22 protein-coding genes and 1 pseudogene are annotated in these 26,444 nt (G+C 55.3%); 10 read left to right on the forward strand and 13 right to left on the reverse strand.

All coding sequences use genetic code 11. The features are described from left to right. Positions 1–17: 17 nt before the first annotated feature. The 4 genes from flgF to J4P41_RS13365 all read right to left on the reverse strand — a co-directional run bounded on the left by flgF (position 18) and on the right by J4P41_RS13365 (position 4,429). A complete protein-coding gene (gene flgF, locus J4P41_RS13350; RefSeq protein ID WP_426067516.1) occupies positions 18–758 on the reverse strand; it encodes a flagellar basal-body rod protein FlgF in 741 nt (246 codons plus the stop codon). A gap of 73 nt (positions 759–831) precedes the next feature. Continuing rightward, complete coding sequence (locus J4P41_RS13355) at positions 832–2,004, reverse strand: GNAT family N-acetyltransferase (protein ID WP_426067517.1); 1,173 nt, start codon at positions 2,002–2,004, stop codon at positions 832–834. 119 nt (positions 2,005–2,123) lie between these two features. Beyond that, positions 2,124–2,591, reverse strand: a complete 468-nt coding sequence (locus J4P41_RS13360) for a RidA family protein (protein ID WP_010503058.1) — start codon at positions 2,589–2,591, stop codon at positions 2,124–2,126. A 62-nt stretch (positions 2,592–2,653) separates the two neighbouring features. Then, positions 2,654–4,429, reverse strand: a complete 1,776-nt coding sequence (locus J4P41_RS13365) for a chloride channel protein (protein ID WP_426067537.1) — start codon at positions 4,427–4,429, stop codon at positions 2,654–2,656. Positions 4,430–4,560: 131 nt separating this feature from the next. Here J4P41_RS13365 and J4P41_RS13370 point away from each other — a divergent pair, with 131 nt between their 5' ends. Further along, the gene (locus tag J4P41_RS13370) at positions 4,561–5,331 is read left to right on the forward strand and encodes an alpha/beta fold hydrolase (RefSeq protein ID WP_426067518.1); all 771 of its coding nucleotides are present in this window, start codon (positions 4,561–4,563) and stop codon (positions 5,329–5,331) included. On the opposite strand, the pseudogene J4P41_RS13375 reads toward J4P41_RS13370, so the two are convergent. Beyond that, positions 5,328–5,977: pseudogene (locus tag J4P41_RS13375) on the reverse strand (DNA-3-methyladenine glycosylase family protein). The gene J4P41_RS13370 and the pseudogene J4P41_RS13375 overlap by 4 nt on opposite strands. A 197-nt stretch (positions 5,978–6,174) precedes the next feature. Here J4P41_RS13375 and J4P41_RS13380 point away from each other — a divergent pair. The 3 genes from J4P41_RS13380 to J4P41_RS13390 all read left to right on the forward strand — a co-directional run bounded on the left by J4P41_RS13380 (position 6,175) and on the right by J4P41_RS13390 (position 9,278). Then, complete coding sequence (locus J4P41_RS13380; protein ID WP_034880784.1) at positions 6,175–7,287, forward strand: energy transducer TonB; 1,113 nt, start codon at positions 6,175–6,177, stop codon at positions 7,285–7,287. 70 nt (positions 7,288–7,357) lie between these two features. Next, a complete protein-coding gene (locus tag J4P41_RS13385; RefSeq protein ID WP_426067519.1) occupies positions 7,358–8,272 on the forward strand; it encodes a hypothetical protein in 915 nt (304 codons plus the stop codon). 88 nt (positions 8,273–8,360) lie between these two features. Further along, positions 8,361–9,278 carry a hypothetical protein gene (locus tag J4P41_RS13390; RefSeq protein ID WP_426067520.1) on the forward strand — a complete coding sequence of 306 codons (918 nt, stop codon included), beginning with the start codon at positions 8,361–8,363 and terminating at the stop codon, positions 9,276–9,278. 50 nt (positions 9,279–9,328) lie between these two features. Here J4P41_RS13390 and J4P41_RS13395 read toward each other — a convergent pair whose 3' ends face one another. After that, the gene (locus J4P41_RS13395; RefSeq protein WP_426067521.1) at positions 9,329–10,369 is read right to left on the reverse strand and encodes a glycosyltransferase family 61 protein; all 1,041 of its coding nucleotides are present in this window, start codon (positions 10,367–10,369) and stop codon (positions 9,329–9,331) included. A gap of 178 nt (positions 10,370–10,547) precedes the next feature. On the opposite strand from J4P41_RS13395, the gene J4P41_RS13400 reads away from it, so the two are divergent. The 3 genes from J4P41_RS13400 (at position 10,548) to J4P41_RS13410 (ending at position 14,209) form a co-directional block, all read left to right on the forward strand. After that, on the forward strand, positions 10,548–11,480 hold the full coding sequence (locus J4P41_RS13400; RefSeq protein ID WP_007284050.1) for a ribose-phosphate pyrophosphokinase: 933 nt from the start codon (positions 10,548–10,550) through the stop codon (positions 11,478–11,480). Between the two features lie 27 nt (positions 11,481–11,507). After that, positions 11,508–12,110: a histidine phosphatase family protein gene (locus tag J4P41_RS13405; protein WP_426067522.1), complete on the forward strand. Its 603-nt coding sequence runs from the start codon at positions 11,508–11,510 to the stop codon at positions 12,108–12,110. A 161-nt stretch (positions 12,111–12,271) separates the two neighbouring features. Then, the gene (locus J4P41_RS13410) at positions 12,272–14,209 is read left to right on the forward strand and encodes a M61 family metallopeptidase (RefSeq protein ID WP_426067523.1); all 1,938 of its coding nucleotides are present in this window, start codon (positions 12,272–12,274) and stop codon (positions 14,207–14,209) included. Positions 14,210–14,244: 35 nt separating this feature from the next. On the opposite strand, the gene J4P41_RS13415 is transcribed toward J4P41_RS13410, so the two are convergent. Genes J4P41_RS13415 through J4P41_RS13425 form a run of 3 tightly spaced genes read right to left on the reverse strand, consistent with a single transcriptional unit; the run spans position 14,245 to position 17,841 of the window. Continuing rightward, positions 14,245–16,551 (reverse strand): putative bifunctional diguanylate cyclase/phosphodiesterase, encoded by a 2,307-nt coding sequence (locus J4P41_RS13415; protein ID WP_426067524.1) that lies wholly within the window; start codon positions 16,549–16,551, stop codon positions 14,245–14,247. Positions 16,552–16,558: 7 nt separating this feature from the next. Further along, entirely contained in the window at positions 16,559–17,101 is a 543-nt protein-coding gene (locus tag J4P41_RS13420; protein ID WP_426067525.1) for a methyltransferase family protein, read from the reverse strand. Continuing rightward, entirely contained in the window at positions 17,101–17,841 is a 741-nt protein-coding gene (locus J4P41_RS13425; protein WP_426067526.1) for an N-acyl amino acid synthase FeeM domain-containing protein, read from the reverse strand. The genes J4P41_RS13420 and J4P41_RS13425 overlap by 1 nt, the downstream gene beginning before the upstream one ends. A gap of 95 nt (positions 17,842–17,936) precedes the next feature. Here J4P41_RS13425 and J4P41_RS13430 point away from each other — a divergent pair, with 95 nt between their 5' ends. After that, a complete protein-coding gene (locus J4P41_RS13430) occupies positions 17,937–18,158 on the forward strand; it encodes a hypothetical protein (RefSeq protein WP_426067527.1) in 222 nt (73 codons plus the stop codon). Positions 18,159–18,209: 51 nt separating this feature from the next. Here J4P41_RS13430 and J4P41_RS13435 read toward each other — a convergent pair whose 3' ends face one another. The 4 genes from J4P41_RS13435 to J4P41_RS13450 form a co-directional block, all read right to left on the reverse strand. Beyond that, entirely contained in the window at positions 18,210–19,721 is a 1,512-nt protein-coding gene (locus tag J4P41_RS13435) for an efflux transporter outer membrane subunit (protein WP_426067528.1), read from the reverse strand. Further along, on the reverse strand, positions 19,718–22,828 hold the full coding sequence (locus J4P41_RS13440) for an efflux RND transporter permease subunit (RefSeq protein ID WP_426067529.1): 3,111 nt from the start codon (positions 22,826–22,828) through the stop codon (positions 19,718–19,720). The genes J4P41_RS13435 and J4P41_RS13440 overlap by 4 nt, the downstream gene beginning before the upstream one ends. An 18-nt stretch (positions 22,829–22,846) precedes the next feature. Next, positions 22,847–23,986, reverse strand: a complete 1,140-nt coding sequence (locus tag J4P41_RS13445) for an efflux RND transporter periplasmic adaptor subunit (protein WP_426067530.1) — start codon at positions 23,984–23,986, stop codon at positions 22,847–22,849. 273 nt (positions 23,987–24,259) lie between these two features. Further along, positions 24,260–25,033, reverse strand: a complete 774-nt coding sequence (locus J4P41_RS13450; protein ID WP_211567956.1) for an OmpW/AlkL family protein — start codon at positions 25,031–25,033, stop codon at positions 24,260–24,262. Between the two features lie 269 nt (positions 25,034–25,302). Between J4P41_RS13450 and J4P41_RS13455 the strand changes: the two genes are divergently transcribed. Both J4P41_RS13455 and J4P41_RS13460 read left to right on the forward strand, forming a co-directional pair. Next, entirely contained in the window at positions 25,303–25,905 is a 603-nt protein-coding gene (locus J4P41_RS13455) for a Crp/Fnr family transcriptional regulator (RefSeq protein ID WP_034881553.1), read from the forward strand. Positions 25,906–25,981: 76 nt separating this feature from the next. After that, entirely contained in the window at positions 25,982–26,434 is a 453-nt protein-coding gene (locus J4P41_RS13460) for a hypothetical protein (protein ID WP_426067531.1), read from the forward strand. The last annotated feature ends 10 nt before the right edge of the window (positions 26,435–26,444 follow it).

Here is a 26,444-nt window from a genome sequence, read left to right on the forward strand (position 1 = left end):
TCCCGTCAGGAAAACTGTCAGGCTGAAACCTGAACGATTTTGTCGATTGCGTTCTGCTGGCGGGTCGCTTCGGCATTCACGAACTGCGCCATGAAATCAAAATTGCGCTGGATATCCATCATCTTCGTGACTTCAGACATCATCTGCACATTGCTGCCTTCGAGCATCCCCTGCATGACCTGCGGGCGATCAACAGCATTGGTTGGCTGGTCAGAGCGCAGAAGATGGCTGCCTTCTGCCTGAAGCGTGTTGTTGTCCCGTGCGGTTACGATTCCGATCTGTCCCGCCTCGCCGGTTTCAGTTGAAATCACACCATCCGATGAAATCGTTAGCCGATGATCGGTTGTTGGCAGGACGATGGGCTGCCCTTCGCGATCCAGAAGCGCATTACCGGCTTCATCGACGACCGTCCCGTCCTGCTGCTTTTCGAAGCGCCCGGCACGCGTCAGTCGCACACCGTTGGCCGTCTGCACCTGAAAGTAGCCTTCTCCGCCCAAGGCAAGATCAAGCGGGTTTCCGGTCTGTTGCAGATCGCCCTGCTGGAAATCCCGATAGGTTGCGCGGTCCTGCGTATAAGCCTGCGTCTCAGAACCCGTGGGCTGGTCAGCAGCATGCTGTTTAGACAAATAATCGCTGAACAGAACGCTTTCGCGCTTGTAACCAACTGTCGAGGCATTCGACATATTATCGGCAACGACCGACATGGCGCGCTGCTGGGCATCCATGCGCGAAAGGGCAATATAGGTACTGTTCTCCAAGACTGAAGCTCCGGCATCCCGCTGTCAGGAGAGCTTACCCGTCAGACCCTTTCCCAATCGTTAACCAGCATGATCAGGGCGAGTCGTCCTGACGATATGGAGAATAAGCCGCAAGGGCTTCTGCTTCGTCGCGAATGGCCGCCCGCTCTTCATCCAGAAACGCTGCCACCGCATTGCGCAGGCCGGGGTCAGCAATGGCATGAGCAGAATGTGTAAAGGCTGGCAGATAGCCACGCTGGATCTTGTGTTCCCCCTGAGCGCCGGCCTCAACGCGCTTCAGTCCCTGAGCAATCGCGAAGTCGATGGCCTGATAGTAACAGAGCTCGAAATGCAGGAAGGGCCAGTCTCCCTCACATCCCCAGTTCCGGCCAAAAAGCGCATCCCGGCCCATCAGATTCAGCGCCCCGGCCACAGGCTTACCCTCATGCTCGGCCATCATCAGAACCACACGGTCCCCCAATCGCTCCGAAAGCAGCGGGAAAAACGCTTCCGAAAGGTAAGCGCTCCCCCATTTTCGGTCGATCGTGGATTGATAAAAGCGATAGAACACGGACCAATCAGCGGGCGTGATATCCTGTCCACGTCGCGTCACGAAGGTCAGTCCGCAGGACTGCGCGGACTTCCTTTCTTTGCGCAAGGCCTTGCGTTTACGGGAAGACAAGGCGTTCAGGAAGTCTTCGAAACTGCCATATCCTTGATTGTGCCAATGATACTGTACGCCAAGCCGTGTCAGGTATCCTGCTCTTTCGAAAGCCGCCATGGACTGTTGGTTACAGAAGGTCGCGTGAACGGACGACAGACCTAATTGGGACGCAGCCTGCATAAGCCCCGCTGCGAGAGCCTGCTCCACAGCGTCTGGGTCTGGCAGGTCTTTCCGAAGCAAAAGACGTGGCCCGGGGACAGGAGAGAAGGGAACAGCGCACTGGAATTTAGGGTAATACCGGCCCCCGGCGGCTTCATAGGCCCGCGCCCAGGACTGATCGAAGACATACTCTCCCATGGAATGGGCTTTTCCATAGAGAGGAGCCAGTGCCAGAATGGTTCCGTCCGGGGCACGAAGGGCAGCATGACGCACAAGCCAGCCTGTTCGATCTGCGACGGAGCCACTATCTTCGAGCGCGGACAGAAATCCGAACGACACGAAGGGGTTTTCGTCTCCGGCACAGGCGTCCCATTCAACAGAACCAATGTCGTGAATGGACGCGTGTAGTGTCAGAGACCACTCCGGCTCCAAGGCGTTATTCATGAGGGCTGATCCTGCAAATCTGTCTGACGCATCTGGGTAAACGTGTGGCTCAGATGAGGAAAAACAACCTCAGCCCTCTAAATGGTGGGAAGCCTTGAGAGCCTCCCACCTTGGCAGCCTCAGACGACTTCGAACAGAGCTTCGACTTCAACCGGTGCATTCACCGGCAGGCTCGGAACACCAATCGTCGAACGGGCATGACGACCTGCGTCACCAAAGACTTCAACAGCCAGATCAGACGCACCGTTCATGACAACAGCGTGCTCGGTGAATTCCGGCGTGCAGGCAATGAAACCGCCGAGACGCACAACGCGCTTGATGCGCGACAGATCACCGCCCAGCGCTGCTTTGGCCTGAGAAATGACGTTGATCAGGCAGGCGCGGGCGCAAGCCACACCGGCATGGTTCGACACTTCGTCGCCTAGCTTGCCCGTGATGAGCAGCTTGCCATCCACCAGTGGAAGCTGGCCGGACACGACGAGCAGGTTCCCCGTCAGAACGGTTGTCACATAATTTGCGACTGGTGCAGCAGCTTCCGGCAGAGTGATTTCAAGAGCAGCGAGACGGTCTTCAGGCGTGTTGGACATGGAAATTCTCCTGTGAATGGACTGTCATGTTGAAGCGCCAAGGCCGTAATGCCAAGAGTGCTTCACGCTGAAGCACCTTCTTCCCCGGCGAGCGTGCGACGACTGCGCTCCAGTTCCTCGGCATATCGGCGAAGCGCATGCTGTTCCGTGAGGATACCCACCACCTGCCGTGACTGGAAATCTTCGACGACGACGAGGGCATCAGCTTCTGCACGCTCGAACAGTTCCACAGCTTCGCGGACCGTCAAAAGCGGTGTGAGCATGGCATTTTCGAAGTGTGCCAAGGCCATGACGGGTGTGGCGGCTGGCGGAACAGCTTGCAGTTCCGCCACATTGACCATTCCGACATAACGCCCATCCCGATCCAGAAGAACAATCCGCTGCGCCGACCCAAGAGGAAAAAGAGCCTGCACCCTGTTGAGCGGTGTGTCGAAGGGGATCGTCCTGACCTGTCCGCGCATCATACGACGGACATTCAGGGAGCGCATCCAACCGATATCCACAGCGGAGCGAATGGACTCACCCCGAAGATGAAAGCGCCAGGTTGCGAAACTGTACCCGAACAGGCGCCGGACGGTCAGTAACGAGAGCACTGCGGCCACGAAGGTCGCGCCACTCATGGAAATACTACCCGTCAGTTCCAGCAGCAGGCATACCATGGTCATGGGGCTGCCAATGATGGCCACTGCCATGGCACTCATGCCGATCAATGCACAGGCTGTCGGCGAAACGGGGGCCAGACCCAGCCATTCGAGTAGGGCCCCGTACACGGTTCCCGCCAGCGTTCCGAGATAGAGAGAGGCAAAGAAAAGGCCACCCCGAAAGCCGGAGCCAATTGAGATGCAGGATGCCAGAGCTTTGAGCAACAAGAGACCCAGAGCCATCCAGGGTGTGATCCACCCGGCAAACACTACACGCATTGCATCATGCCCAGCAGACAGAACTGAAGGGTGAAGAATAGCGAGCCCTCCCACAAGACATCCGCCAACGGCAGGTTTCAGCCAGACAGGACCAGGCAGAAGCCGAAACAATGTTTCCGTCTGGGTGACGCAATACATGACGCCAATGGCTGTGAGTGCGGACAGTACGCTGATGATGACAACGCTGAAACTGCCATTCCATGTTAGCACGCCAGGGTCCGCGATCATGACGGCGGCAGGCATATGCCCGAACAGATGTGCGACGCCGACGCCTGCGAGCGCAGCAATCGCAACGGGAGACAGACTGACCAGCGAATAGGAACCGATGACGAGTTCGAAGGCATAAAATGCCCCGGCAACAGGAGCATTGAACGCAGCCCCGATGGCCGCGCCCGCCGCAGCCCCAACCAGAACACGCAGATCTTCACGCCGGACACGAAAGGCCTGTCCGATCCGGGAGCCTAGAGCAGCAGCGATCTGAGTAAAGCCGGCTTCGAGCCCGATAGACCCTCCAACCCCGTTGGAAATAACGGTCTGCAATGCGACGATCAGACTGTCACGGACAGACATGCGGCCGCCATGAAGGGCATTGGCTTCGATCGGATCGACGGGCCGGCGGGGCATAATTTTGCTGAAGACAACCCCAAACAACCCCAGAGCAAGGCCGCCCAGCGTCAGAACCAGCAGAACACGCCAGGGAGGCAACCATGTCAGGCCAGACAGATGGCCATTCATGGTGTTGCCTCTACCAAACAGAACACGGTGCAGAGACAGCGTCACGGTTGTTATCAGCACCACGCAAAAGCCCGATACCGCGCCAACAACCGCTGCCAGAACAGCGAGCCAGATTTCATCGGCACGAACCATCGCTCGCAACGTCACGGGGGCCAGAGCCGGATGACGCAGGAGAGAGCGCATGTGACGCTTCAGACGAAAACGCAATTCGTTACGGGCGGGACTGGTGGACAAGTGGTCTCCCCGACGGCAGGTGTAGTTCTGTTTGGCCGCAACGCTGTTTTCAATCAACTGCTGTCACGGAAGGATCATGCATGAAACTCAATGCCATCGAACGTGGGGATGGGCCGGAAACCGTTGTTTTCCTGCATGGTCTGTTTGGAAGAGCGCGTAATCTCGGGTTTCTTCAGCGGGAAGCCTCACAGACATTCCAGACGATTGCTCTGGATCTCCGCAATCATGGGGACAGCCCGCATGGTCCCGTGAGCTACCCCGCGATGGCACAGGATGTTCTGGAAACACTTGACGATCTTGGGATCGAGCGTTTTTCGCTCGTCGGTCATTCGATGGGCGGGAAGGTCGCCATGATGCTGGCACTGGCTGACCCGGACCGGGTCACGCGTCTGATGGTGGCGGATATGGCTCCAGCCCGGACCCAGCAGGGCCATGGGGACATGATTGCAAAACTGGATGCGATCACTTTTCCTTCAGAACTGACACGGAGTGGCGCGCTGGACCTTCTCGAACCTATTACCGGAAGCCGGGCCGTCGCCGAACTGATGGCACAGAATGTCTCTCTGGATGGCGCTCCGGGATGGGCGATCGGATTTGATGAGATTACGCAGGGAATTGGTCTGATTGAAGGCTGGCCCGATAGCCAGGCAGCGCCCTATGACGGGCCAGCCCTGTTTCTACGCGGCGGCAATTCAAACTACGTCCGGCCCGAACATCATGCTCTGATCCACGCTCTGTTCCCTCAGGCCCGGATTTTGACGTTGGAAGGCGCCGGGCACTGGCTGCACGCGGAGCAGCCACGCCCGTTCATTGCGACAATGATGGCGTTCCTGACCGGCCAGGACGTCTAGCCCGTAAGTGTGTTGAGGGCAGCTTTCTTGCCCTCTTCCGCAACCCGCCAGCAATACCAGGCAAGAGCAGACCTGTGCGGAGAAAAACAAAGCGTTTCGTTCTTGAGATTTTTAGGTTTAGGAGCCGTCTCCATCTTCTTGATCCGTCGCCAGCCTTCCCGCACACCAAAATCATCGACTGGCATGACGTCCGGCCGGCCCAACGTGAACATCAGAAGCATCTCTACAGTCCATCGGCCCACACCGCGTAAAGTCACAAGGCGCTGAATCAGATCTTCATCTCCAAGCGTTTCCGCCTCCAGCCGTGTCGGTACCAGACCCTCCAGCCGAGCCTGAGCCACGCCTCGCATGGCGATCTGTTTGCTTGCAGATAAACCGCAGGCCCTCAGTGTATCTTCCGGAAAGGCCAGCAAAACCTCTGGTGCTGGGGCGGCCCAGTCTCGGACGCTGCGGGCCCAAGAAGGCACAAACGACCGAAAATTCGTCGGGCCGCCGCACCATGAAGCTGTTGTCCGGCAATGGTTCGTAACAGCGCATCATAAGGGTCCTGCCCGTCATCTCCACGCAGACGACAGGGCCCAATTCTTCTGATCGCTACAGCGACATCCGGATCAATGGAAAGAGACGATATGAGAGGGTCTGTCATGACGCTGTTTTTCCTGTGAGGTCTGTGGCGCTTTGTCTCTTTCGTGAATGGCCCATTACTGCCATGATAGCATCAGACGCAACGCCAACCCCCAGACCGGATACCAGCCTGCCGGATGACAAACCCGCCCGCCCTGGTGCACAAAGCCTGGCAATGACGTGCCGCCACCTTCCCTCTTCTGAGTGCGCCCGCTCCCTATGAACGGCAGCGTACCTTCTGACAGCGCCAGATCAGGACGCCGCGAACCCAAACTGTTCGCGGGCAGAACGCGCGCGGCCACTGCGCCTGCTCATGCGCCTTCCGGTCTCCGTTCCCGACTGAGGGATTACGTTCCGCCTGCAACAGCCGTTCGCCCGGTTCTGACGCCGATGATGCGGCCGCAGACCATCGTCGAGCCGGGACCTGTCATTCCGTTCTGTATTTCTGCCGGTATTCATGCGGCAGTTCTGTCGCTTCTGCTCACGCAGCATCATGCCATGCATGGATCACCTGCTGGCAGTGAACCGCAGGTCGAGATGGTGTTCGATCAGCCACCATCCAAGAGTAGTATGCAGGGCCCGCGCGCGCATGAAGAAGGAGGGGCACCGCCGCCGCCCTCCCCACAAAGCCCGGAAGAAACCCAGCAGGAGCAGCAACAACCGGATCAGCAACAATCCGCACCGACACCAGCCGTCCCCACGCCAGAAACGCCGTCGGCCCCGCCCGTACCGCAGGAACCATCTGCCGAACTTCCCAAGACAGCGCCCAGTCCGGCTCCTGTCACCCCCGGCAATGCGCCGAGCCAGCGGAGCCAGCAGACGACGCCACATAGTCATCGGGCCCATCGCTCCGTCCGGCAGAGCAACAACAATCCGCTGTCTCACCCGATGGACTATTCCTTCGGAGAGCAACCTTCGCCTTATCGTCATCGTCGTGGGCGTCCGGCAGGGTCAGGCGGCCCGATCGACATGTCTCTCGGGCCGCTCAGCATGAATGGTGCCATCAACGCGCCTTATCAGACCCGCACCAGCGTCAAGGGCGTCAGTGAAGATTATGGCAGCGAAATTGATCGCTGGATCCGTTCGCATATGTACTATCCGGAAGATGCGGCCCGGGCTGGCGAGGATGGACCGTCTTCCGTCCATGTGGTTCTAGATCGTTTTGGACATGTAAAAACTGTCCGTCTGACGGGTCAGTCTGGCTCTTATTCTCTGGATGCCGCGACCACCGGCATGTTCCAGGGCGCGCATCTGCCACCTGTTCCGCCGGACATGAAGGGCGATCACTTCGATATCGACGTGACGATCAATTATATCCTGATCCGCCGTTAAGCCACTGTTTCGACATCGTGGAAGTGTTGCCCTAAACTTCCCGATGTCCCTTTACCACTCCGGAGCCCCGATGCGCCGTTTTCTGCCTGTTCTGCTGCCACTCTGTCTGGCTGGGTGCTTTGATATGCCCCATCCATTTTCGGACCCCGGCCAGCAAGCCCGGCAATTGGCCACAGCGAATCTTCCTCCCGCTCGTCTGGCAGTTCCTACGCCTGCGGATTCACTCCTTTCAGACGATGCGGCTCAACTCTGGGCGCACGCTCTGGCCGAAGCCATGGTTGCGCAATCCGTTCCAGCAATTGCCCAGCCGAAGAAACCAGGAGACTGGTGGGTAAAGATGAGCGCGCACACACATAATGGCAGCGTCATTCCCCATTACGTGATCATGACGCCAGACGGTAAAGCCCGAGCGGAAAGCGACGGGCCTGCTGTCGATATGGCAGGGTGGAGTGCCGGGGACGCCATGGCACTCAAAGGCGCGGCAACACAGGAAGCTCCAGAACTGGCCAATCTTCTGACCGGCATTCAGGCAGACATGATGCAGCAGGATCAACACAGCCTGATGCACCGCGCGGCACGGATTTATTTCGCTGGCGTCAGCGGTGCCCCTGGCGATGGAGACAAGTCTCTGGCGCGTGCTTTTTATTCATCGCTACCAGATGCGACAAATTCGGTTCAGACAGAGCCCAAAGGGGCTGATTTCACTGTTCGCAGCGTTGTTAAAATCGCCGATGGTGGCTCTCTTGACGGCAAACCAGCCCAGCACATCGAAATCGCATGGCATGTTCTGACGCCAGACGGCAAGGAAGCTGGCGCTGCTACGCAGCTTCACGATATTCCGGCGCACTCTCTTGATAGCGCGTGGGGGGATACGGCAGTCATGGCTGCCGAAGAAGCCGCTGGAGCCGTACGAACCATCGTGACCAACTATTCCGGTCGCGACCACACGCCTTTGCCTGTGGCCAATCCGACAACCAAAAAATAAAGCGTCTGAGGTGCTTATAAAAATCTCTGTTTCATAGAGTAACACTCCGATAAGACTTCGTGGCTTTTAAATGCTTCGGAGTTCTTGCATGCGTTCGATACGGGGTCAGGTTTGTCTGACTATTTTGGGACTATCTGGCCTGACTGGCTCCTCGGCCTTCGCAGAAACGGCTCCAGTGGTCGCTGTAAATCGCGAAATCGGTCTTTCCATCACTGGATCTTTTCAGGACGCTCTCTCTTCCGACACAACATCCTACGTTGGAACCGCTTATACGAGTACCGGAAGAACGCGCTCGTATGAAAGCGGGTGGAACAGCGACAGTCGGCGTATCGGATGGACGCCGGGCTTTCGTGCAGACAGTTCTGTCATGTTCGACGCTTTCGGGATCAGCAATCTTTACGCCTCTGCGCAATTTGGGCTACAGGACGGACAGAGAAATTACAAATATCATTTTGCTTCGCACGCTACTGCCAGTGCTCCCTACACATTCCGTTTTGGAGGCAAAGACGACGCAAAAGCAACGTCAACGCGCGGTGAGATTGGAAAGGGCTTCCTGCTGCTTTCCCAGTCGCTGCTTCTGACTCCTTTTGCTCAGGGAGGCTATCTGTCCAATGGTTTTGACAACTTTGGTGACTTTGGAAGCTTCTTTGTGGGAGCAGGCCTCAAAGCAGATTACGCTCTGACTTCACGCCTCGTTTTACGCGGACGCTTTGGTTGGGCCGCAGTTTTGAAAAGCCACACAGGATATGACTATGGGCTGAGTTCATCGGCACATTCCCTTTGGCAGGGCGGATTAGGCGTGGACTATCGTATGACGCAGCATCTGCATCTGACTGCTGGAGGAGATTATTCCTATACCCACCGTGCGCAGGCTGACGCCAGCACTACCAATACTTCAAACAGCATCGGAATTTACAGTTGGGGAAGTCTTCCTCATTTTCAGAACCACTCCAGCAGTCTGTCGAATGACGTGACATTGCATGCAGGCCTGGCTTATCAGTTCTGATCAGGACTACGGCGCACGATCCAAAGTAGTGGTGCGCCGTGTTCCCGATACTACCCAAGGGCGAACTCTACCAACTCGGCCGCAAGCCTTTCAGGGTCAGGAATGCGATAATTCATGTGGAAGCCATGGCCTGCCCCCATACGTTCCAATCCCACAGAATCGTAAAGATATCGGGCATCATTACTATTGGCCATGTCAATCAGACACTGATTAACCCACATATCAGGCCCATGAGCCAAGGTAATGACCCTGCGCTGCGGAAAAAACGCACTCATGTGAAGGCAGGAGTCATTATAGGCAATCACAAGCGGATTTGACGCCCAGAGCTTGAGTTGCTCCCGGAATGTCATCTGATGGGGATGAATGATCCCAATTCCCCGTTCCCGCAGGATGGCCGTCAATGCAGCTTCGTTTTCAACCCGGACATTCCCCGTTTTCAGGGCTTCCTGTGAGAAAAACAGGACCCGCCCCGGCTGAACCTGTGCCCCTTCGGGGAGCAGCTGGCGCCCCAGGTGATGGGTCAGATCTGCAAAAACGGAATGAACCAACGAGAGTTCTTCGAAAGCAGCAGAGGCTACGGTGATTCTGGGGAAGCGAACGGGAGCAAGAACTCGCAAAAAATTCTGCTCCGCCAGACCCAGCGCAGTCACGATATCCCGGAAGTAATCTTCCTGCATCAGTTCTGCGATGGAATGTCGACTGCTGAACGCAACACGGAGTCCAGTTCTGCGATAAGGCGGCAAACTCCAGAAACGGGAAAAAGAGTTGATCAGAAAATGGCCGCAGGATGACTTATCCAGATTACCTGCAAAGACATAATCGAAAGCCTCACTGACAACAGGGCACTCCGGGATTGACTGGGTAGCCCGTGCACATAGCGGCGTATGCAGCCCTCCTGCTCCCGTATAGATCATGGCTTCCGGGACTGTGCGGCCTGAAGGGTCAAAAAGCCCCCATTCCGGCCCACTTCCGGGAGGAATGAACACAGCGTTCCTGACTTCCCGCTGATTGGGAAGGTCCTGAATCAGAAGCTTTCTGCCAACGAAACCCGTACAGTCTTTCAGGGGCATATCCTGACCTTTCCGTAGCATGGAGCGACCTTCGAAAAGGCCGCACAGACAGTCTTCTCATGTGTTTCGCCTGCATCTTCCTCCACATCAAGTCTACCTCTCAGCACAAAGAATGATGCAGAACAGATGACAGCGGGGAAGCACACTGTTAGAAAGCGCGCAATTCTCCCCCTGACGGATACCGGACGAGGCCGTTTTCATGAAGATCGTTGCCTGCAACAGTAATCTGCCGCTGGCCCGTGCGGTGGCGAACGAACTGCGGATGCCCCTGTGTAAAACCGTGGTCAAGCGCTTTGCCGATGGTGAAGTGTTTGTCGAGATCCAGGAAAATGTCCGAGGCGAGGATGTTTTCGTCGTGCAGAGCACCTGCATGCCGACAAACGATCACCTCATGGAACTTCTGGTGATGCTGGACGCGCTGCGTCGCGGGTCCGCCAAGCGCGTCACGGCTGTCATGCCGTATTTCGGCTATGCCCGTCAGGACCGTAAGTCTGGCCCCCGTACGCCCATCAGCGCCAAACTGGTTGCCAACCTTCTGACGGAAGCTGGCGCCAACCGTATCCTGACGATGGATCTGCACGCCATGCAGATTCAGGGTTTCTTCGATATCCCGACGGACAACCTTTACGCAGCGCCCCTCTTTGTCCGAGACCTCAAGACGCGTCTGCCAGATCGCGAACTAATGATCGTGTCTCCAGACGTGGGTGGCGTGGTCCGTGCCCGTCAGCTCGCCCAGCGCTTGAATGTCGATCTGGCCATCATCGACAAGCGTCGTGAACGGGCAGGCGTTTCAGAAGTCATGAACGTCATCGGGGATGTTTCCGGGCGCTATTGTGTGCTGGTGGATGACATCGTGGACAGTGGCGGATCGCTCTGCAACGCGGCCAATGCCCTGATGAGCCGTGGTGCGGAAGGCGTTGAAGCCTATGTCACTCACGGCGTTCTGACTGGCAATGCGTGCGAACGCGTGAAAAACAGTCCCTTGAACATGCTGACCCTGACGGACAGTATTCCAGCCACCCAGGCGCTACTCGATACGCCAAACATTCGCCAGATTACGACTGCTAATCTTCTGGCTCGCGCCATGAGCGCTGTCGCAGACGAAAGCTCGGTCTCCTCTCTCTTCGACTGAGTTTTCCCCAACTCCGAAGGTTTCACTATGCCGAAGATCATTGCCAAGCCTTACTGGTATCTCCGTCATGGTGAAACTGACTGGAATCTCCGTGGCCTCTCACAGGGCCGGACAGATATTCCCCTGAACGCTACCGGGCTTGCCCAGGCTGAGCGAGCCGGGCAGGTTTTTGCAGGCTTGTTCCGCAATGGCGAAAAGCCATTCGACCGGATTGTCGCCTCCCCCCTCTCCCGAGCGCTTGTCACAGCAGAACACACCCGGGATGCCATTCGTTCAAGCGGCGGCCCTAACCTTCCTCTGATTATTGATCCAGAACTCAAGGAAGTCTGCTTTGGTGTTCAGGAAGGCCAGCCCATGGGAGAGTGGTACGACCCATGGATTGAAGATGGCTACACTCCCGAAGGTGCCGAAAGCTTTGCGACCCTTCAGACGCGCGCGGTGGGAGCCGTAAATCAGGCCCTGCAAGAAAACGGAACACCCCTTTTCGTAGCGCATGGTGCCCTGTTCAGGAGTTTGCGCGCCGGAATGAACCTTCCTGTGAATGTTCGACTGCCCAATGCCATTCCACTCCACCTGACTCCTTCAGAAACCGGCTGGTCCATTCTGCCCCATGTTCCGGAGACAGTGTAAAGGCAGGCTGGGCCTTAAACGCCATATGGGAAATAAGAAATTTTCAGTGTCCGTATTGGAATCGATACGTTTAAGTGCCTGCTGCACTTTTGCCTCTTGTGTGTATCGTCGGAGACATTTAGGCCAGAAAGGACTTTGATTTACATACCGGAACTTGTCCAATGGCGCGTTTACGTCTTCTGGTTGCCCTAACGGCTTTCAGCGGGCTGGTCTCTCCAGCTCTGGCTCAACCACAACCGACACCATTATCATTTCCTCCGGCGGTGCCTGACCCGCAGGACAAGCCTTTCCCCGGCGCACTATCAGTTTCGGTTGATGCAACAGATACCGCGCATCATATCATGTCCATTCATGAAACGGTTCCGGTTCCGAAAGAGGCCATACAGAAGGGTGAAATGATCCTTTTGTATCCCATGTGGATCCCGGGAGATCATTCTCCTACCGGCGTTATTGAGCAGCTGGGCAGCCTAAAGGTTCAGTCTGGCGGCAAAACCATTTCCTGGAAGCGCGATAACGTCAATGTCGCAGCTTTCCACATTCCGGTTTCCGCAACCACACCGACGCTGGATCTGCATTTCCAGCTTCTGTCACCCGTGACGTCCGATCAGGGCCGCGTTGTCATGACGCCTTCAATCGTGAATGTGCAGTGGGATCAGGTTTCGCTTTATCCGGCTGGCTATTTCACGCGCGACATTACGGTAAAGCCGAGCGTTCTGGTTCCACATGGCTGGCAGATTGGCTCCGCTCTCCGCGCTCCTGCTTACGGCGACGAGACCCATTTCAACGCGACAACCTACAACACACTGGTTGATTCCCCGATCTACGCGGGCCGTTATTTCCGGAAAATCGACCTGACAGGGCCGGACCATGTGCCAGTGGCTCTGAATGTCGTAGCAGATGATCCAGACTCCCTGAATGCCACTCCCGCGCAGATCGAAGCGCATAAAAATCTGGTCCGTCAGGCGACGACGCTCTTTGGCTCCCATCATTACGACCATTACGACTTCCTGCTGGCCCTGACGGAAGAGCTGGGTATGATCGGTCTTGAACATCATCAGTCCAGCGAAAATGCGGCGGCTCCGGGATATTTCACAGAATGGGACAAAACCTTCCCCGAACGCGACCTTCTGGCGCATGAGTACACCCATTCCTGGAACGGAAAATATCGCCGCCCGGCTGATATGTGGGCGCCGAACTTTAACGTTCCGCAGCGCGGATCCCTACTCTGGGTTTATGAAGGTCAAACTCAATACTGGGGCAATGTTCTGGCAGCCCGCTCAGGTCTCGTAACCAAAGATCAGGGTTTCGAAGCACTGGCCTACATGGCAGCGACTTACGACAATCAGTCCGGCCGTCTCTGGCGTCCACTTGAAGACACCACGAATGATCCGGTCATTGCCCAGCGTGCCCCTTTGTCATGGCGGGACTGGCAACGCTCAGAAGATTATTACGTCGAAGGCCAGTTGATCTGGCTGGACGCTGACACATTGATCCGCAAGCTGTCGAACGGACAGAAGTCTCTGGATGATTTCGCCAAAGCTTTCTTCGGCACCAATAATGGCAGCTTCATTGTCAGCCCCTATCAGTTCGATGAAGTTGCTGCGACGCTCAACAGCATCCAGCCCTATGACTGGGCGAAATTTCTGCATGACCGTCTGGACACGATCCAGCCCCATGCTCCACTCGATGGCCTGAAGAACGGTGGCTACAAACTTGTTTATACGGACAAGCCAACGTCCTTCATCAAAGCCTCGGAAGGAATGCGTCACGGTCTGGACCTGACATTCTCTCTGGGAATGAGCGTCACCAAGTCCGGCAAGACCGCTCGCGTTCACTGGATGAGCCCCGCCTTCAAAGCTGGTCTGACATCTGGGGAAACCATTCTTGCTGTCAATGACATGGACTACACCAGCGAACGTCTGCGTCATGCCATTACAGACGCCCAGAAAGATCCAAAGCAGACGATCCGTCTAATTATGAAGTCAGGAGAGCATATCAATATGGTTTCCATCCCCTATCATGAGGGTCTGCGTTATCCTCATCTAGAACGTGTCGATGGCACCACTGATTACCTGAGCGCTATTTACACGCCGCGCTAAGGACACAGTCGGGATGGTTTTATCCATCCCGACTTTCAACCCAGGCTATGATAAGACGCCAGAAGGGCCTGTAATTTCGTGGGACTTTGTGGACGCCCCAGCAGATAGCCTTGAGCAAAAGCAATGCCGTTCTGCTCCAGCCAGTTCAATTGTTCATCCGTTTCCACACCCTCAGCCACAACGTAAACATTCATGTCACAGGCAAGACGCGCAATCGTCCGTACAATGGCTGCAACTTTCTGAGACTGGACAATGTCTCTTGTAAAAGACGCATCAACCTTGATTCCGTCTACATCAAACCCTCGCAGGTAGGTCAGAGACGAATACCCGGTTCCGAAATCATCCAGTACCAGTCGAACGCCTATCGCCCGGATCGCTGCAAGCTGCGTCAGGGTCCGCGCTGTCTCGGCAAGAAATACACTTTCCGTGACCTCCAGAATCAGCCGCTCTGCCGGAAAGGATGTTTGTAAAAGACAGTCTTCAATCAGAGATGGCAACCGACCGGAACGAAGCTGTTTCGGAGAAATATTGACTGCCACAGGCAACGGTACAGACCAGTTCATCGCTTCACTGCATGCCGCATACAAAACATAAGCGCCAAGCTCTTCAATCAGATCACAACTTTCTGCTGTCGCAATAAACGCATTTGGACCAACCACGCCGTCCGTTGGATGTTGCCAGCGAACGAGCGCCTCCACGGAAATCGGCCTGCGTGTGAGGGTATCAAAAATAGGCTGATAATCGAGAAAGAATTCATTTCGCTCCAGAGATTTTGTTAAATCATCTCTCAATCTGATCCGGTTGAAGTAACTGACTTCCATCCCCGGCTCGAAAAGACAGTAAATATTTCGCCTCTCCTTGGCGGCATATAGAGCGAGGTCAGACCTTCGGAAAAGAATATCTGTTGTTTCTCCATGAACGGGAGACACTGCAATCCCGATACTCACACTTGGCGCCAGCGTAACCTTACCGGCACTCAACTCCTCATTCAGAGTTCGAACGATATCCTGACTATGTGCAGTAGCTTCTTGTTCATTGGCATCCCGGAGAAGAACAGCAAACTCATCACCACCCAACCTTCCGATCAGATGATCGGGTCCAATCACACTCCGAATCCGTTCGGAAAGCGCCTTGAGCATCGTGTCGCCCACTTCGTGCCCGAATTCGTCATTGATGGGTTTGAAATGATCCAGATCAACCTGCAACAATGCAAATGGCTGTTGCTTCACGCAGCAGTCACTCATGAATTCTAGGAATGCCGTCCGGCTTAGAGCCCCCGTCAGATCGTCATGCATTGCCAGATAACGAATACGCTTCTGGGCTTTCCGTTGTTCCGTAATATCCGATACAACGCCCCGGAATCCTAGAAATCTGCCATTACGACCATGCACAGGATAGCCCGTGAATGTCAGATATCGTTCATCGCTGTCCTGATGAAGGATAACCGGAAGATCTTTGAAAGCTTTACGCTGATGGATGTGATCATCAATATCGGGCTGCGCCGGATGTTCAGACTCCAGCCCCAGCGTGCCCAAAGCACGTCCTTCAATCTCTGCTGGAACAGCCTGGAAGAACTGACACATGCGCGCAGTAACATCCCGCAGACAACCATTTTCATCTGTTTCCCAGAGCGAGTCCGATACAACCTGCTCGTACTCTCTCAGAAAGACCTTTAAAGTTTCGTGTTGTCGTTGCAGATTCAAACGGCCGATGGATCGTTCCAGGAACGTCTTGTTCATATAAACGATGCCAATAAAGGCGAAGGCCAGAAACCCGAAAAATGATAATAATGCGACGTTTTCAACAGGTTGAAGCGTTACCAGCGCGGCAATGGTACAAAACAGGCTGACCGGAAGAAAGAAGGCCAGAGCTGCCCGAATTGGCACACCCAGCATCGGCGTTGAGACCAATCCCATAATGAGGCCGAAAACAGCACCTTCTTCACTGGGATGCTCAACCATCATCGCAAAGATATTGACCAACCCGCCCCACACGACCCCCAGAACGAAAAGAATTCGAATGGATGTCCGGATCAATGCATCATGATTCTGGTCCCGACGCCATCGAAGGCTGGCAGCAATCAAAACAAGATAAAGACAGATAATTGCAATATAGAACGTAGAAACCAGCAGCCGGAACCCATTCCCAAACCTCAGGATAAAGAGGGTGCTACTGCTGATTCCCAGAATGGAAAATAACCAGATGACGTGCGATAGAACCGATGCCTGCTCATGACGGAGCGAGGATAAATTTTCATCATCCTGACCAATCTGGAAAAGCTTCCAGATATTTATCAGATACTCGATAGATGAAATTTTTATCGATTTACTATCGCCCGACATTATTTTCTTATTTTACCCAAGGAACTGGAAACAGCATCCAGGATTTTTTCTGATAATCTGCATAAATACCACCAAGATCTGACTGAATAAAACGACGTTCTTCCTGATACGCCAGAAAACCATACCAAACGGTAAACAGAATCATGCCCAGCCATTGCCATGCACCAACACTCAAAGCCGTACCGGTCCAGAACAGGAGATAAGCCAAGTAGAAAGGATGCCGGACTATACGATAGGGACCAGTGCAGTAAAGCTGATGGGGAGCTGCATCATGATGGGCGACATCTGGCCGATTTCTGCGTGTTATTGCGATAGTCCACCAGAAAAGTGCCAAAGCGGAAACAAAAAGAAATACTGTTCCTCCCACTGTCCAGACATCTCCGTGAACAGAGCGCAGGGAAATCAGAAAGAGTCCGTAGAAAACGAGGCTGCATGCAGACAGGACCTTCATCGGAAAGGGCATGCCATTACCCATCTGAAAGTGTCCGCGCACACCCCAGCTGAATGAGAGAAAGTTCAGGGCGGAGAGAATGAGAACAAGAATGGACATTATGCGGCTCCTCGCAGCCAAAGGGCGACACTGTCGCCGGAAAGAAGACCTTCGAGACCGTCGGTGGCACTCGTGAATGGGTCGATCAGAGGAAAAGAGGCCCGGATTTCGTCATACCGTTGCCGGTTCGATGACATGAGCTGCATCGGGCAGTTCAGCCCTGGATAAGGACGAAGTTCCGTCTCAGGCTGGTAACCAAGCCGTTTGTAAAACGACACGTGGTTTTTCCGGACGCAGGCAAAGCCTACCTGAGCATGAGACATCATGCCCAGATAACCGGCTATCCGATATAGCAGGAACACAAGCCCCTGATTGTTCTGCGCCGCAGGGCTTCGAACCAGTCGGGTGAGCTCAAGACCTCGTCCTGGCCCACTGGGGGAAAAGGACGCATCTTTGAGAATTCGCTTTACGGCCTCGGGAAACGTATCGGCTCCCGGAGAGCGCAGATCACTTCCGGAAACAAGAAAAGACACTCGAACAGAAGCCAGAGGAACATCGTCCCTGTAAATAACTACCGTGCGGCTGTTGGCCATTCCATCATAATCATCGATGAAGCAACCACTCTCGTTCGGCTCTATGTACCCAGAATTTAGATAGCTTTCATACCTCAGACGGTATGCGTCTTCTTGGGTCTGAGGATCAACCGCAAGCTTCGCGATATAATCCGGCGAGCTCAGCCGTCGAGGCAATCGGGTGTGAACCGACGCACCCTGGAGGATTGGGGTAATTTTGAGAGACATCTCTTGTGTGCTCCATGTTGTGGGACACACCAAGAGTATTTGCTGGCTGGCCTGCGGTCAGGCATCTTGCAGCCATTATTATGTGAGGAACCAAGATGGCCGAGTTCGAGCCAGTCAGAACGATACCGGAATTCCGGAAACTAGATGATGCCGACATTCTGGAAGGCTATCTGGACGGCTTCCATGGAATAACAGAACCAGGGTCTGACAAATCTCCGTCATACTGCCATGGCTGGCTGAATGGGCAGGTCGATGCCGGCTTCAGAGATCCATCAGAGGCTCAGAACGAGCTTGCACAGGCTTTTCAGAACCTCTGAGAAAAGCAGCCCGTGACCTGTACGTCACGAGACTGCCTCTCTTTTGTGCCTTCACCACGGAACAAGCGACTTTCCGAGTGCCTTCTGCGCTGCCGGCGTCATGCCCAGATCATTGCGGTTCCACCATCCCCCACCAAGAGACTGGAACAGAGCGACACTATCCGAATAGCGTGCCCCCTGTGCCTGCACCAGAGCAAGCCGCGCCTGGGCATTCGCCTGTTGAGCCTGCAACACCATAAGTTCGCTGACATCCCCGAGACGAAGCTGCGCGTGAGCGATTTTCAGGCTTTGAGTTGTCGCGTCATAAGCACTCTGATTGGCCTGCAAAGCGTCTGCATCAAAATCAAGTGCATGCAGACTGTCAGCTACATCCTGAATGGCTGTCAGCACAGTGGCCTTATAGGTCTCGTTCGCCTGCATCAGATTGTCGCGCGCCTGCCGCTCCGCATGAAGCAGGGAACCGCCCTGAAAGATTGGCTGCATCACGGTGGCAGCGATCGTCCAGTTTCCATAGCCCGGCTTGAAAAAATCGCTCATTGTGCCGACGGCCTGCCCGGGCAGCGCACTAAGCTGCACGTTGGGCAGGCGATTGGCAATCGCAACGCCGACCTGTGCACTGGCAGACTGGATCTGAGCCTGAGCGGCCCGAACGTCCGGCCGCTGGTTCAGAAGGTCGGACGGCAATGACACTGGAAGCGTCTGAGGCAGAATAAACTGTTCAAGCCGGAACTCTGGAAGAGGCGTGTTAGGTGCTACACCAACCAGAACAGCCATCTGATCCCGCGTCTGCGCCAGTTGCAGATTCAACCCCGGAAGGGTGGCTTCAAGCTGCGCGACCGACGCAAGCTGGGACACCATATCCTGCTGGGATGCATCCCCCAACTTCTGACGCTTCGTAATCAGGGCCAGTGTAGATTTCTGAGACGCAATAATATCCTGCGTCGCGGCAATCTGAGCCCGGATGGAAGCTTCCTCGATCGTGGCATTGACCAGATCGGAGATCATTGTAAGGGCTGTGGCTTCAAGCTGGAACTTCTGGATTTCCGCCTGTGCACCCGCAGCCTCGATGGCCCGGCGTGTTCCACCCCAGAGATCCGGTACATAACCAACCGTCAACTGAGCCGTGTGAACGTTATAGAGCCAGGTATTGTTGTTCGGAACCGGCGAGTAAACGCGAGACGTCTTGTTCCGTGTCGGATTGAAGGATGCCGAGAGTGTTGGATACAGACCGGCCCCTTCGATACGCCTTTGTTCCCAGGCTGATTTCAGACCTGTCTGCATGGCTTTCAGGGACTGGTTGTTCGCCAGTGCCTGCTCAACCAGCGTATTGAGCGATGGATTCTGGAAAATTTCCCACCACTTACCCGGAATATCCACGCCAGTCTGAAATGTCTGGGACACACCAGCACCAGTACCGCCATGGCCAGCCGTGACTGTGCGCGGAGCGGACTGATAGTCCATACCCTTCGGCAGGTCAGGCTTATGAAAATCTGGGCCAACAGCACAACCCGCCAGAACCACCAGCCCCAGAAGAGCCGTCGAACCCTTGAGAAGCCGCTTCATGACGGGGCTCCATTTTCTTCAACAGGTTTGGCACGACGGGCATTCCGGCGCTCAACCCACATTTCGAGTTCGCTGAAATAGACGGGAAGCGCAAAGAGCGTGAGAAGCGTGGCAATTCCGAGACCACCCACCACAACCGTAGCCAGTCCACGCTGTACGTCCGTACCAACACCTGTCGCCATAGCGGCCGGCAACATACCGGCACTGGCGACCGTAGCCGTCATAAGAACCGGTCGGAAGCGTTCTCCAGCCCCCATGATTGTCGCAGAACGAACGGGATGACCTTCTGCGCGATGCCGGTTGATGCTGGAAATCATAATGATGCCGTTCTGCACCGCGACGCCAAAAAGAGCGATAAATCCAACAGCTGTGGCGATATTGAGGGTTTCACCGCGCACATGCAGAGCAACGAGACCACCCAGCGTAGCCAGAGGCACCACACTCAGAATGAGCAGGGCATGACGGATCTTGCCAAACTCGATGAACAGCAGGACCAGCATCATGGCAAACATGATGCCCAGAGCAATAGTCAGGCGCTTCTGGGCGCGTTCCTGCTGCTGGAAGGTTCCGGCCCATTCCAGCGTGTACTTTTCCTTGTCGTAGTGGACGGATTTCTCAATCTGTGCCTGTGCATCGGCAAGATACTGCGACAGGGGACGCTGACCGTTATCCACGCGGATCGTAATCTGGCGATGGCTCAATTCATGGGCAATGTTGCTCTCACCCATCCGCAGTCCCACATGTGCGACCTGCGACAGGGGAATATAGGCGCCTTCCGCATCCAGCAGAGGAAGCTGGGCAAGACTTTGAAGATCCTGAGCATCTTTACGGGGAATACGAAGCGTCGCGTTGTAGAAGCGATCATCTTCATACACCGTAGAGATCGCCGCATCACCGATGCCGTAGGACACCATATCAGAAATATCGGAGACACTGATCCCATAACGGGCGGCCGCCAGACGGTCTGCCGTCACGGCGATCTGCGGGATCCGAGGCTCCTGGAAGATCGACGCTTCTGCCGTTCCCGGCACCTGATGCAGGACATCCACGATCTGCTGGCCAATCCGGCGCAGTTCCTGAAAGTCGTTTCCGTAAACACGCAGGACGAGCGGACTATGTGCACCGCCCACCAGATCACTCATGTTATCCTGAATAGGTTGGCTGATACCGAAATCAATGCCCGGAACCTGCGCAAGTCTGGCCCGCAAACGCTTGACGAATTGTGCCTTGTCTTCCCCTGAAGGCCATTGATCATAAGGTTTGAGACCGACAGGCATCTCGATATGAGACGGCGTCCATGGGTCCGTCCCATCATCAGAACGGCCAAGCTGCGTGATGGCGTAAGACGTTTCCGGAAACTCCCGAACTGCATTCCGCAATTCGTTGGCAATCTTTTCGCCTTTCTCAAGAGAAATGCCGGTAGGCATCTGCACCTGAATCCAGAGAGCACCCTCATCCAGATCCGGCAGAAACTCGCGCCCGATCGTCATGCCAAGGAAGACGACCGCGACCAACGCGCCAGCACCGCCAATATACGCGATGAATGGCCGGTCGATAAAATGACCCAGCCAATGCGTGTAACGCTCATGCAGCCATTCCAGCGGCTTGTTGCGCCAGATATGACGTGGTTTGCGAAGGGCCAGAAAGCTCAGGGAAGGAATCAGGGCCAGAGCACAGAGCAATGCGCCAAGAAGTGCAAAGCTGACCGTATAAGCCATCGGACGGAACAGCTTGCCTTCACTGCCTTCGAAGGCGAAGAGCGGGCTGTATGCGAGAATAATAACGAGCGTGGACGAGAAGATTGCATGTCCGGCCCGCTTGGCGACGGTCAGAACATCATCCGCATTCAGAGCTTCGGTCGGGCGTTCCTCACGGATGCGAAGGATCGTCTCCATGATGACGATGGCGCCATCCACGATCACGCCGAAATCGACCGCGCCCAGCGAGAACAGATTCGCCGCCATGCCGAAGAAATGCATGAGCGTGAACACGACCGACAAAGCGAGCGGAATGGTGACAGCCGTAACGATGGCACTGCGGGGACTTCCCAGAAACAGCGTCAGGATAACGCCAACCAGAAGAATACCCTCGATCATCGTTTCCGTGACCTTATGGGTCGTAGACAGAACGAGGTTGTCCCGATCCATGTAAGGAACGATGCGGATATGCTGAGGAGCCAACTGCTTCTGAAGCTTGGCAACGGTCTGATGCAGATCTTCCAGCACGACGGACGGGTTCTCGCCGCTCAGCATGGTCACAACCCCTTCGACCATATCGGGGTTGTGGTCTTTACCGAGAATTCCTTCTCTCACCTGATGACCAAACTGGACCGTGCCAAGATCACGGATCAGGACAGGCACGCCATGACGCTGGGCGACGACGATGTTCTCCATGTCCGCCAGAGAGTGGATCATGCCGATACCGCGAACGATGTAAGACTGTTCGCCTCGGGAGACCCGGCCGCCGCCTGCATTGATATTGTTGTTGCGGATGGCGGTCAGAACATCTTCCAGCCCCACTGAATAACGCATCAAGGAAGAGGGTGTCAGAACAAGCTGGTACTCACGGGTAAAGCCCCCGAAATTATCAACACTGACAACGCCCGGAACATGCAGCAGTGCCGGAATGACGGACCACTTCTGCACATCCGAAAGCTGCATCAGGTTCTTGTCATCTGATTCCAGCGTATAGCGGTAGATTTCGCCTGTCGGGCCGGAAATCGGCCCCAGCGTTGGCTGCGCCCCATTCGGAAGAGCATTGCTGGCCAGAATGGTTTCTACCTGCTGACGCGCCCAGAACACGTTTGTTCCATCGCGGAAGATCAGCGTGATGAGAGACAGGCCGAACGTGCTGGTGGAACGACTGTCCGCCACACCCGGTACGCTGGCCAGCATCCGTTCCAACGGAATTGTGACCTGCTGCTCCATTTCTTCGGCGGCAAGGCCAGACTGCTGGGTCGTGACCAGAACGCTGACAGCCCCAAGATCCGGGTATGCTTCAACAGGAAGAATGCGCCACGCAAAGCTGCCCATAAGAGCCAGCAGAACCGCAGCGAAAAAAACGATATTCCGGCGCACGAAGCACCAGGCAATGAAACGTTCGATCATGATGGCTGGCCTGTCCGGTCAGTCGTCGTTCAACAGGATGGCGCCGCTTGTCACGACACGCTCACCTGCTGAAAGGCCGGACAGGACACGAACATCGTCACCTTCATCATACGTGATGGTCACGTCCTGCCTTTTGAAAACACTCGGAGATGTCTCGATGAAGACGGACACCTGATCGTTGTTCATCAGCAATGCGGATTTCGGTACCAGAATGGAGGCTTTTGCAGGAACCCCCAGCTTTGCTGACGCAAAAAGTCCAGGGCGCAAAGTACCATTAGCGTTGGGACACACCACGTAGGCATTGACGCGCCGTGTGTCTGGCTTGAGGGCAGGATCCAGGGTCGCCATGGGCCCGGAGCAGTGCCGTCCGGGCATTGAAGGGAATGTGATATCCAGCGTAACGTTCCCAACGAGATCATCAGTACGGTCTTCCGGCACAGCCGCAGCAACCCACACAGATGAAAGATCCAGCAGCGTCATCTGAACAGCCGTTGAATCAGTAATATTCTCCCCGACAGCCATAGTCGTCGTCGCCACAACGCCATCAACAGGAGAAACGAGGGGAACCTGCCCCTGAGCGGCATAATCAGAGCGTGCACCAAGCACCTGGAGCCGCTGATGTGTGCGTTGGGATTCAGCTTCTGCCTGCGAAAGATCGTTACGGGCAGATTCAAGATCTTTAACAGCATTGCCACCGGCAGCCAGAACACCACGGGCGCGGTCATAAGCACGCTTCGCAAAGTCCAGCGCGGCGCGGGCGCGGCGATCGTCCGCCCAGGCCTGATCCAAATCGCTGGCTGCGATGGTTGCGAGAACCTGTCCACGGGAAACATGCTGCCCAAGCTGAACCGCCACACTCATGATGCGCCCCGTCGCAGGTGCAAGCACATTCACCTGATGATCAGGGATGGGCACGACCTGAGCTGGCAACACAAGTGCTGTTGTGTCGTCCGCCGACACAACAGGGGTTATAACCAGACGCTTCTGAAGGGGGCTGCCGTCCCTGACAACAATACTGCCGTTCTGCCGAGTCAACATGGGCGCAACAGGTGCGACCAAATGCGAAGGGGCAAACAGATGAGTTCTCAGAAAGAAACCAAGAAGAAGGACAAGAATCAGCAGGCCACCGGCCAGAGCGCTGACGCGCGCAACACGCATACTTTTTGAAAACCCCGTATCTGCTGGACAGCCTCTGCCGCAACGGCGACAGAAGCAGAAACCGCCCTGCTATTCCTGAACCCCGACGTTTTCATGGCAGGACATTATCCCGCCACCATCAGATCGGAACCACTAGAAGCTGAAAACTCGGATTTTCTAAAGCCTCTCTGCAACGCATTGCAAAAATTTTATGCTTCTGACTTAAAAATTACATAAAAAAAACGGCTCATTCAAAGAATGAACCGCTTTTTCCGATCATCTTAAAACACCGGATCAGAAACGATATTCGATACCCGCTGCGACCGTCGTCGGGTTCAGGCTGTCGCGTGCATGGATATACGGACCAGAAGCTCCACCGCGCTCGTTGACGAAGGCAGGCACAGAAAGCCACATCTGCTTGGCGTCAAAGTTGAAGAACCAGTTGCCGACGAGCTGATAATCGAAGCCGACATTCGCTGCCGGACCAACAGTCGTACGAAGATCAAGCTTCTGCACAGCACCACCAGCCGGACTGATGTTGTGGAAGAAGGCCAGAGTCAGGCCGACACCTGCATAAGGATTAAAGCGCTTGTGCGGACGAAAATGCCAGGCGAGGGTCAGTGTTGGCGGCAGAACCCATGTGCTTCCCAGATCAACCTTACCGAGAGCAGTGTCTTCAGCAGCCAGTTCATGACGGGTACTGGCAGCGATCAGATCAAGAGAGATATGATCCGTGAAGAAATACTCGAATGTGAATTCCGGAGCGACCTGATTGGTTGCCTTGACCCGGCCACCAATCACTTTCACGCGGGAAGACGTATCCTGCGGCAGCACACCCAAGGCTGACAGACGGATCAGGAAGTCCCCCTTACCGAGGCCAATCTTCGTGTTCGCGCAGGTTTCGAACAGACCGCAGTGACCAGAGGCAGGCGGCACGATATTGACCTGCGGAACAGGAGCGGCCGTCATGGGAGCTGAAACGGTAGCCTGCGGGGCTGCTGTCTGTGCGAAAGCAGGAGTAGCCATCAGGCCCAGGGCAGCGACCAGCGCGAAAGCGGAAGTCTTCATAAGGGAGGTTCCATCAACAATAGTTGACCTCAGAAAGCACTCCTCCCTGTCCCTCACCTTGACCTGGATCAAGTCTGGGGAATTATGTGTTATAGGTGTGGCGGCCAGAAGAAATGTTTCATGCCGGAAGAGAACAAAGAGTCATGACGTCGTCGCGCAACCCGGAAGAAATTCATGATCGTTGCTCACATTGCATCGGTCGGAAGCATAGTATTTGCAGCGCGATTGAAGACTGTGATCTTGCAATACTGGCAAGCGAGTCTTCGAGAATGACCGTTCCTGATGGTCGATCTTTCATAGAAGAAGGTTCTCCGGCACACGATTTCTTCGTTGTCACTGACGGACGGGTCAAGCTATTTACACTTCTTCCTGATGGACGCCGCCAAATTACCGGGTTTGCCGAAGGCGGAGACTTTCTCGGACTGGCGGCTTCCACGAGCTATGCATTTGGCGCAGAGGCGCTCGGCACTGCGGTTCTGTGTCGATTTCCACATGCCTCCATGCAAAGACTTACAGATCGCTTCCCAAACCTTGAACACCGCCTCCGACAGGAGGCCTCGCGGGAACTCAGCCTGATGCAGGCCAGACTGACGCTTCTGGGACGCAAGACAGCTCGGGAACGGCTTGCAACCTTTCTCATGGAACGCATCCACCTGCTGGCCCCGCCATGCCACGCAAACGCTTCCCAGGTTGAATTCGACCTTCCCATGCCCCGCACAGATATTGCCGATTATCTGGGCCTGACTATTGAAACAGTCAGCCGGGTACTAAGTGCCTTCAAACGTGAAGGTCTCATAAACATTCGCGGCATCACACACATTACAATCATGCAACCTGAGCGCATTTCTGCCATTGCGGAAGGCCTCGAATAGTCGACTCATCAAGGTGAGGCCACATTCCCGCCATGATGAACTGGTGTCTTCCTGCCAGACATTTACAGGAGACTTCATGAAATCCCGTCTTTTCTTTCGTTCCATGCTCGCCATCAGCCTTCTGACGGGCTCCGCCATGGTGGTCTCTCACGCGCATGCCGCAGATCCGGCAGCAGCCACGCAGAGCAGCACCAGCCAGAATGATTTTCTTGGAAACCTGACAAAGAAAGAAGACAGCGTGAATACGCGTCTTCAGAACTACCAGACACAGTCCAAGGCTGCGCAGGAGCAGCGTACCCAGAAGATCCAGTCCCTCAAGGATCAGTACACAAATGCTCCGGCTAATCAGAAGGCCCGCATCCAGAAGCAGATCAATAGCGAACGCGACAAGCTGAACACTGCGCGCACAGAGCAGACGGAAAAGCTTCAGAAGCTGAAGAATGCCCCTCAGGAGCAGAAGAACCGCCTGAATGCTCTCGGCAAGAAGACCCGCAGCGATGCAACCAACTTCCTGAACGGCGGTCTCTAAGATTCTCGTT

Origin of the sequence: Gluconobacter sp. NFX36 (assembly GCF_049887835.1) — a bacterium.
Lineage (GTDB): Bacteria > Pseudomonadota > Alphaproteobacteria > Acetobacterales > Acetobacteraceae > Gluconobacter > Gluconobacter japonicus_A.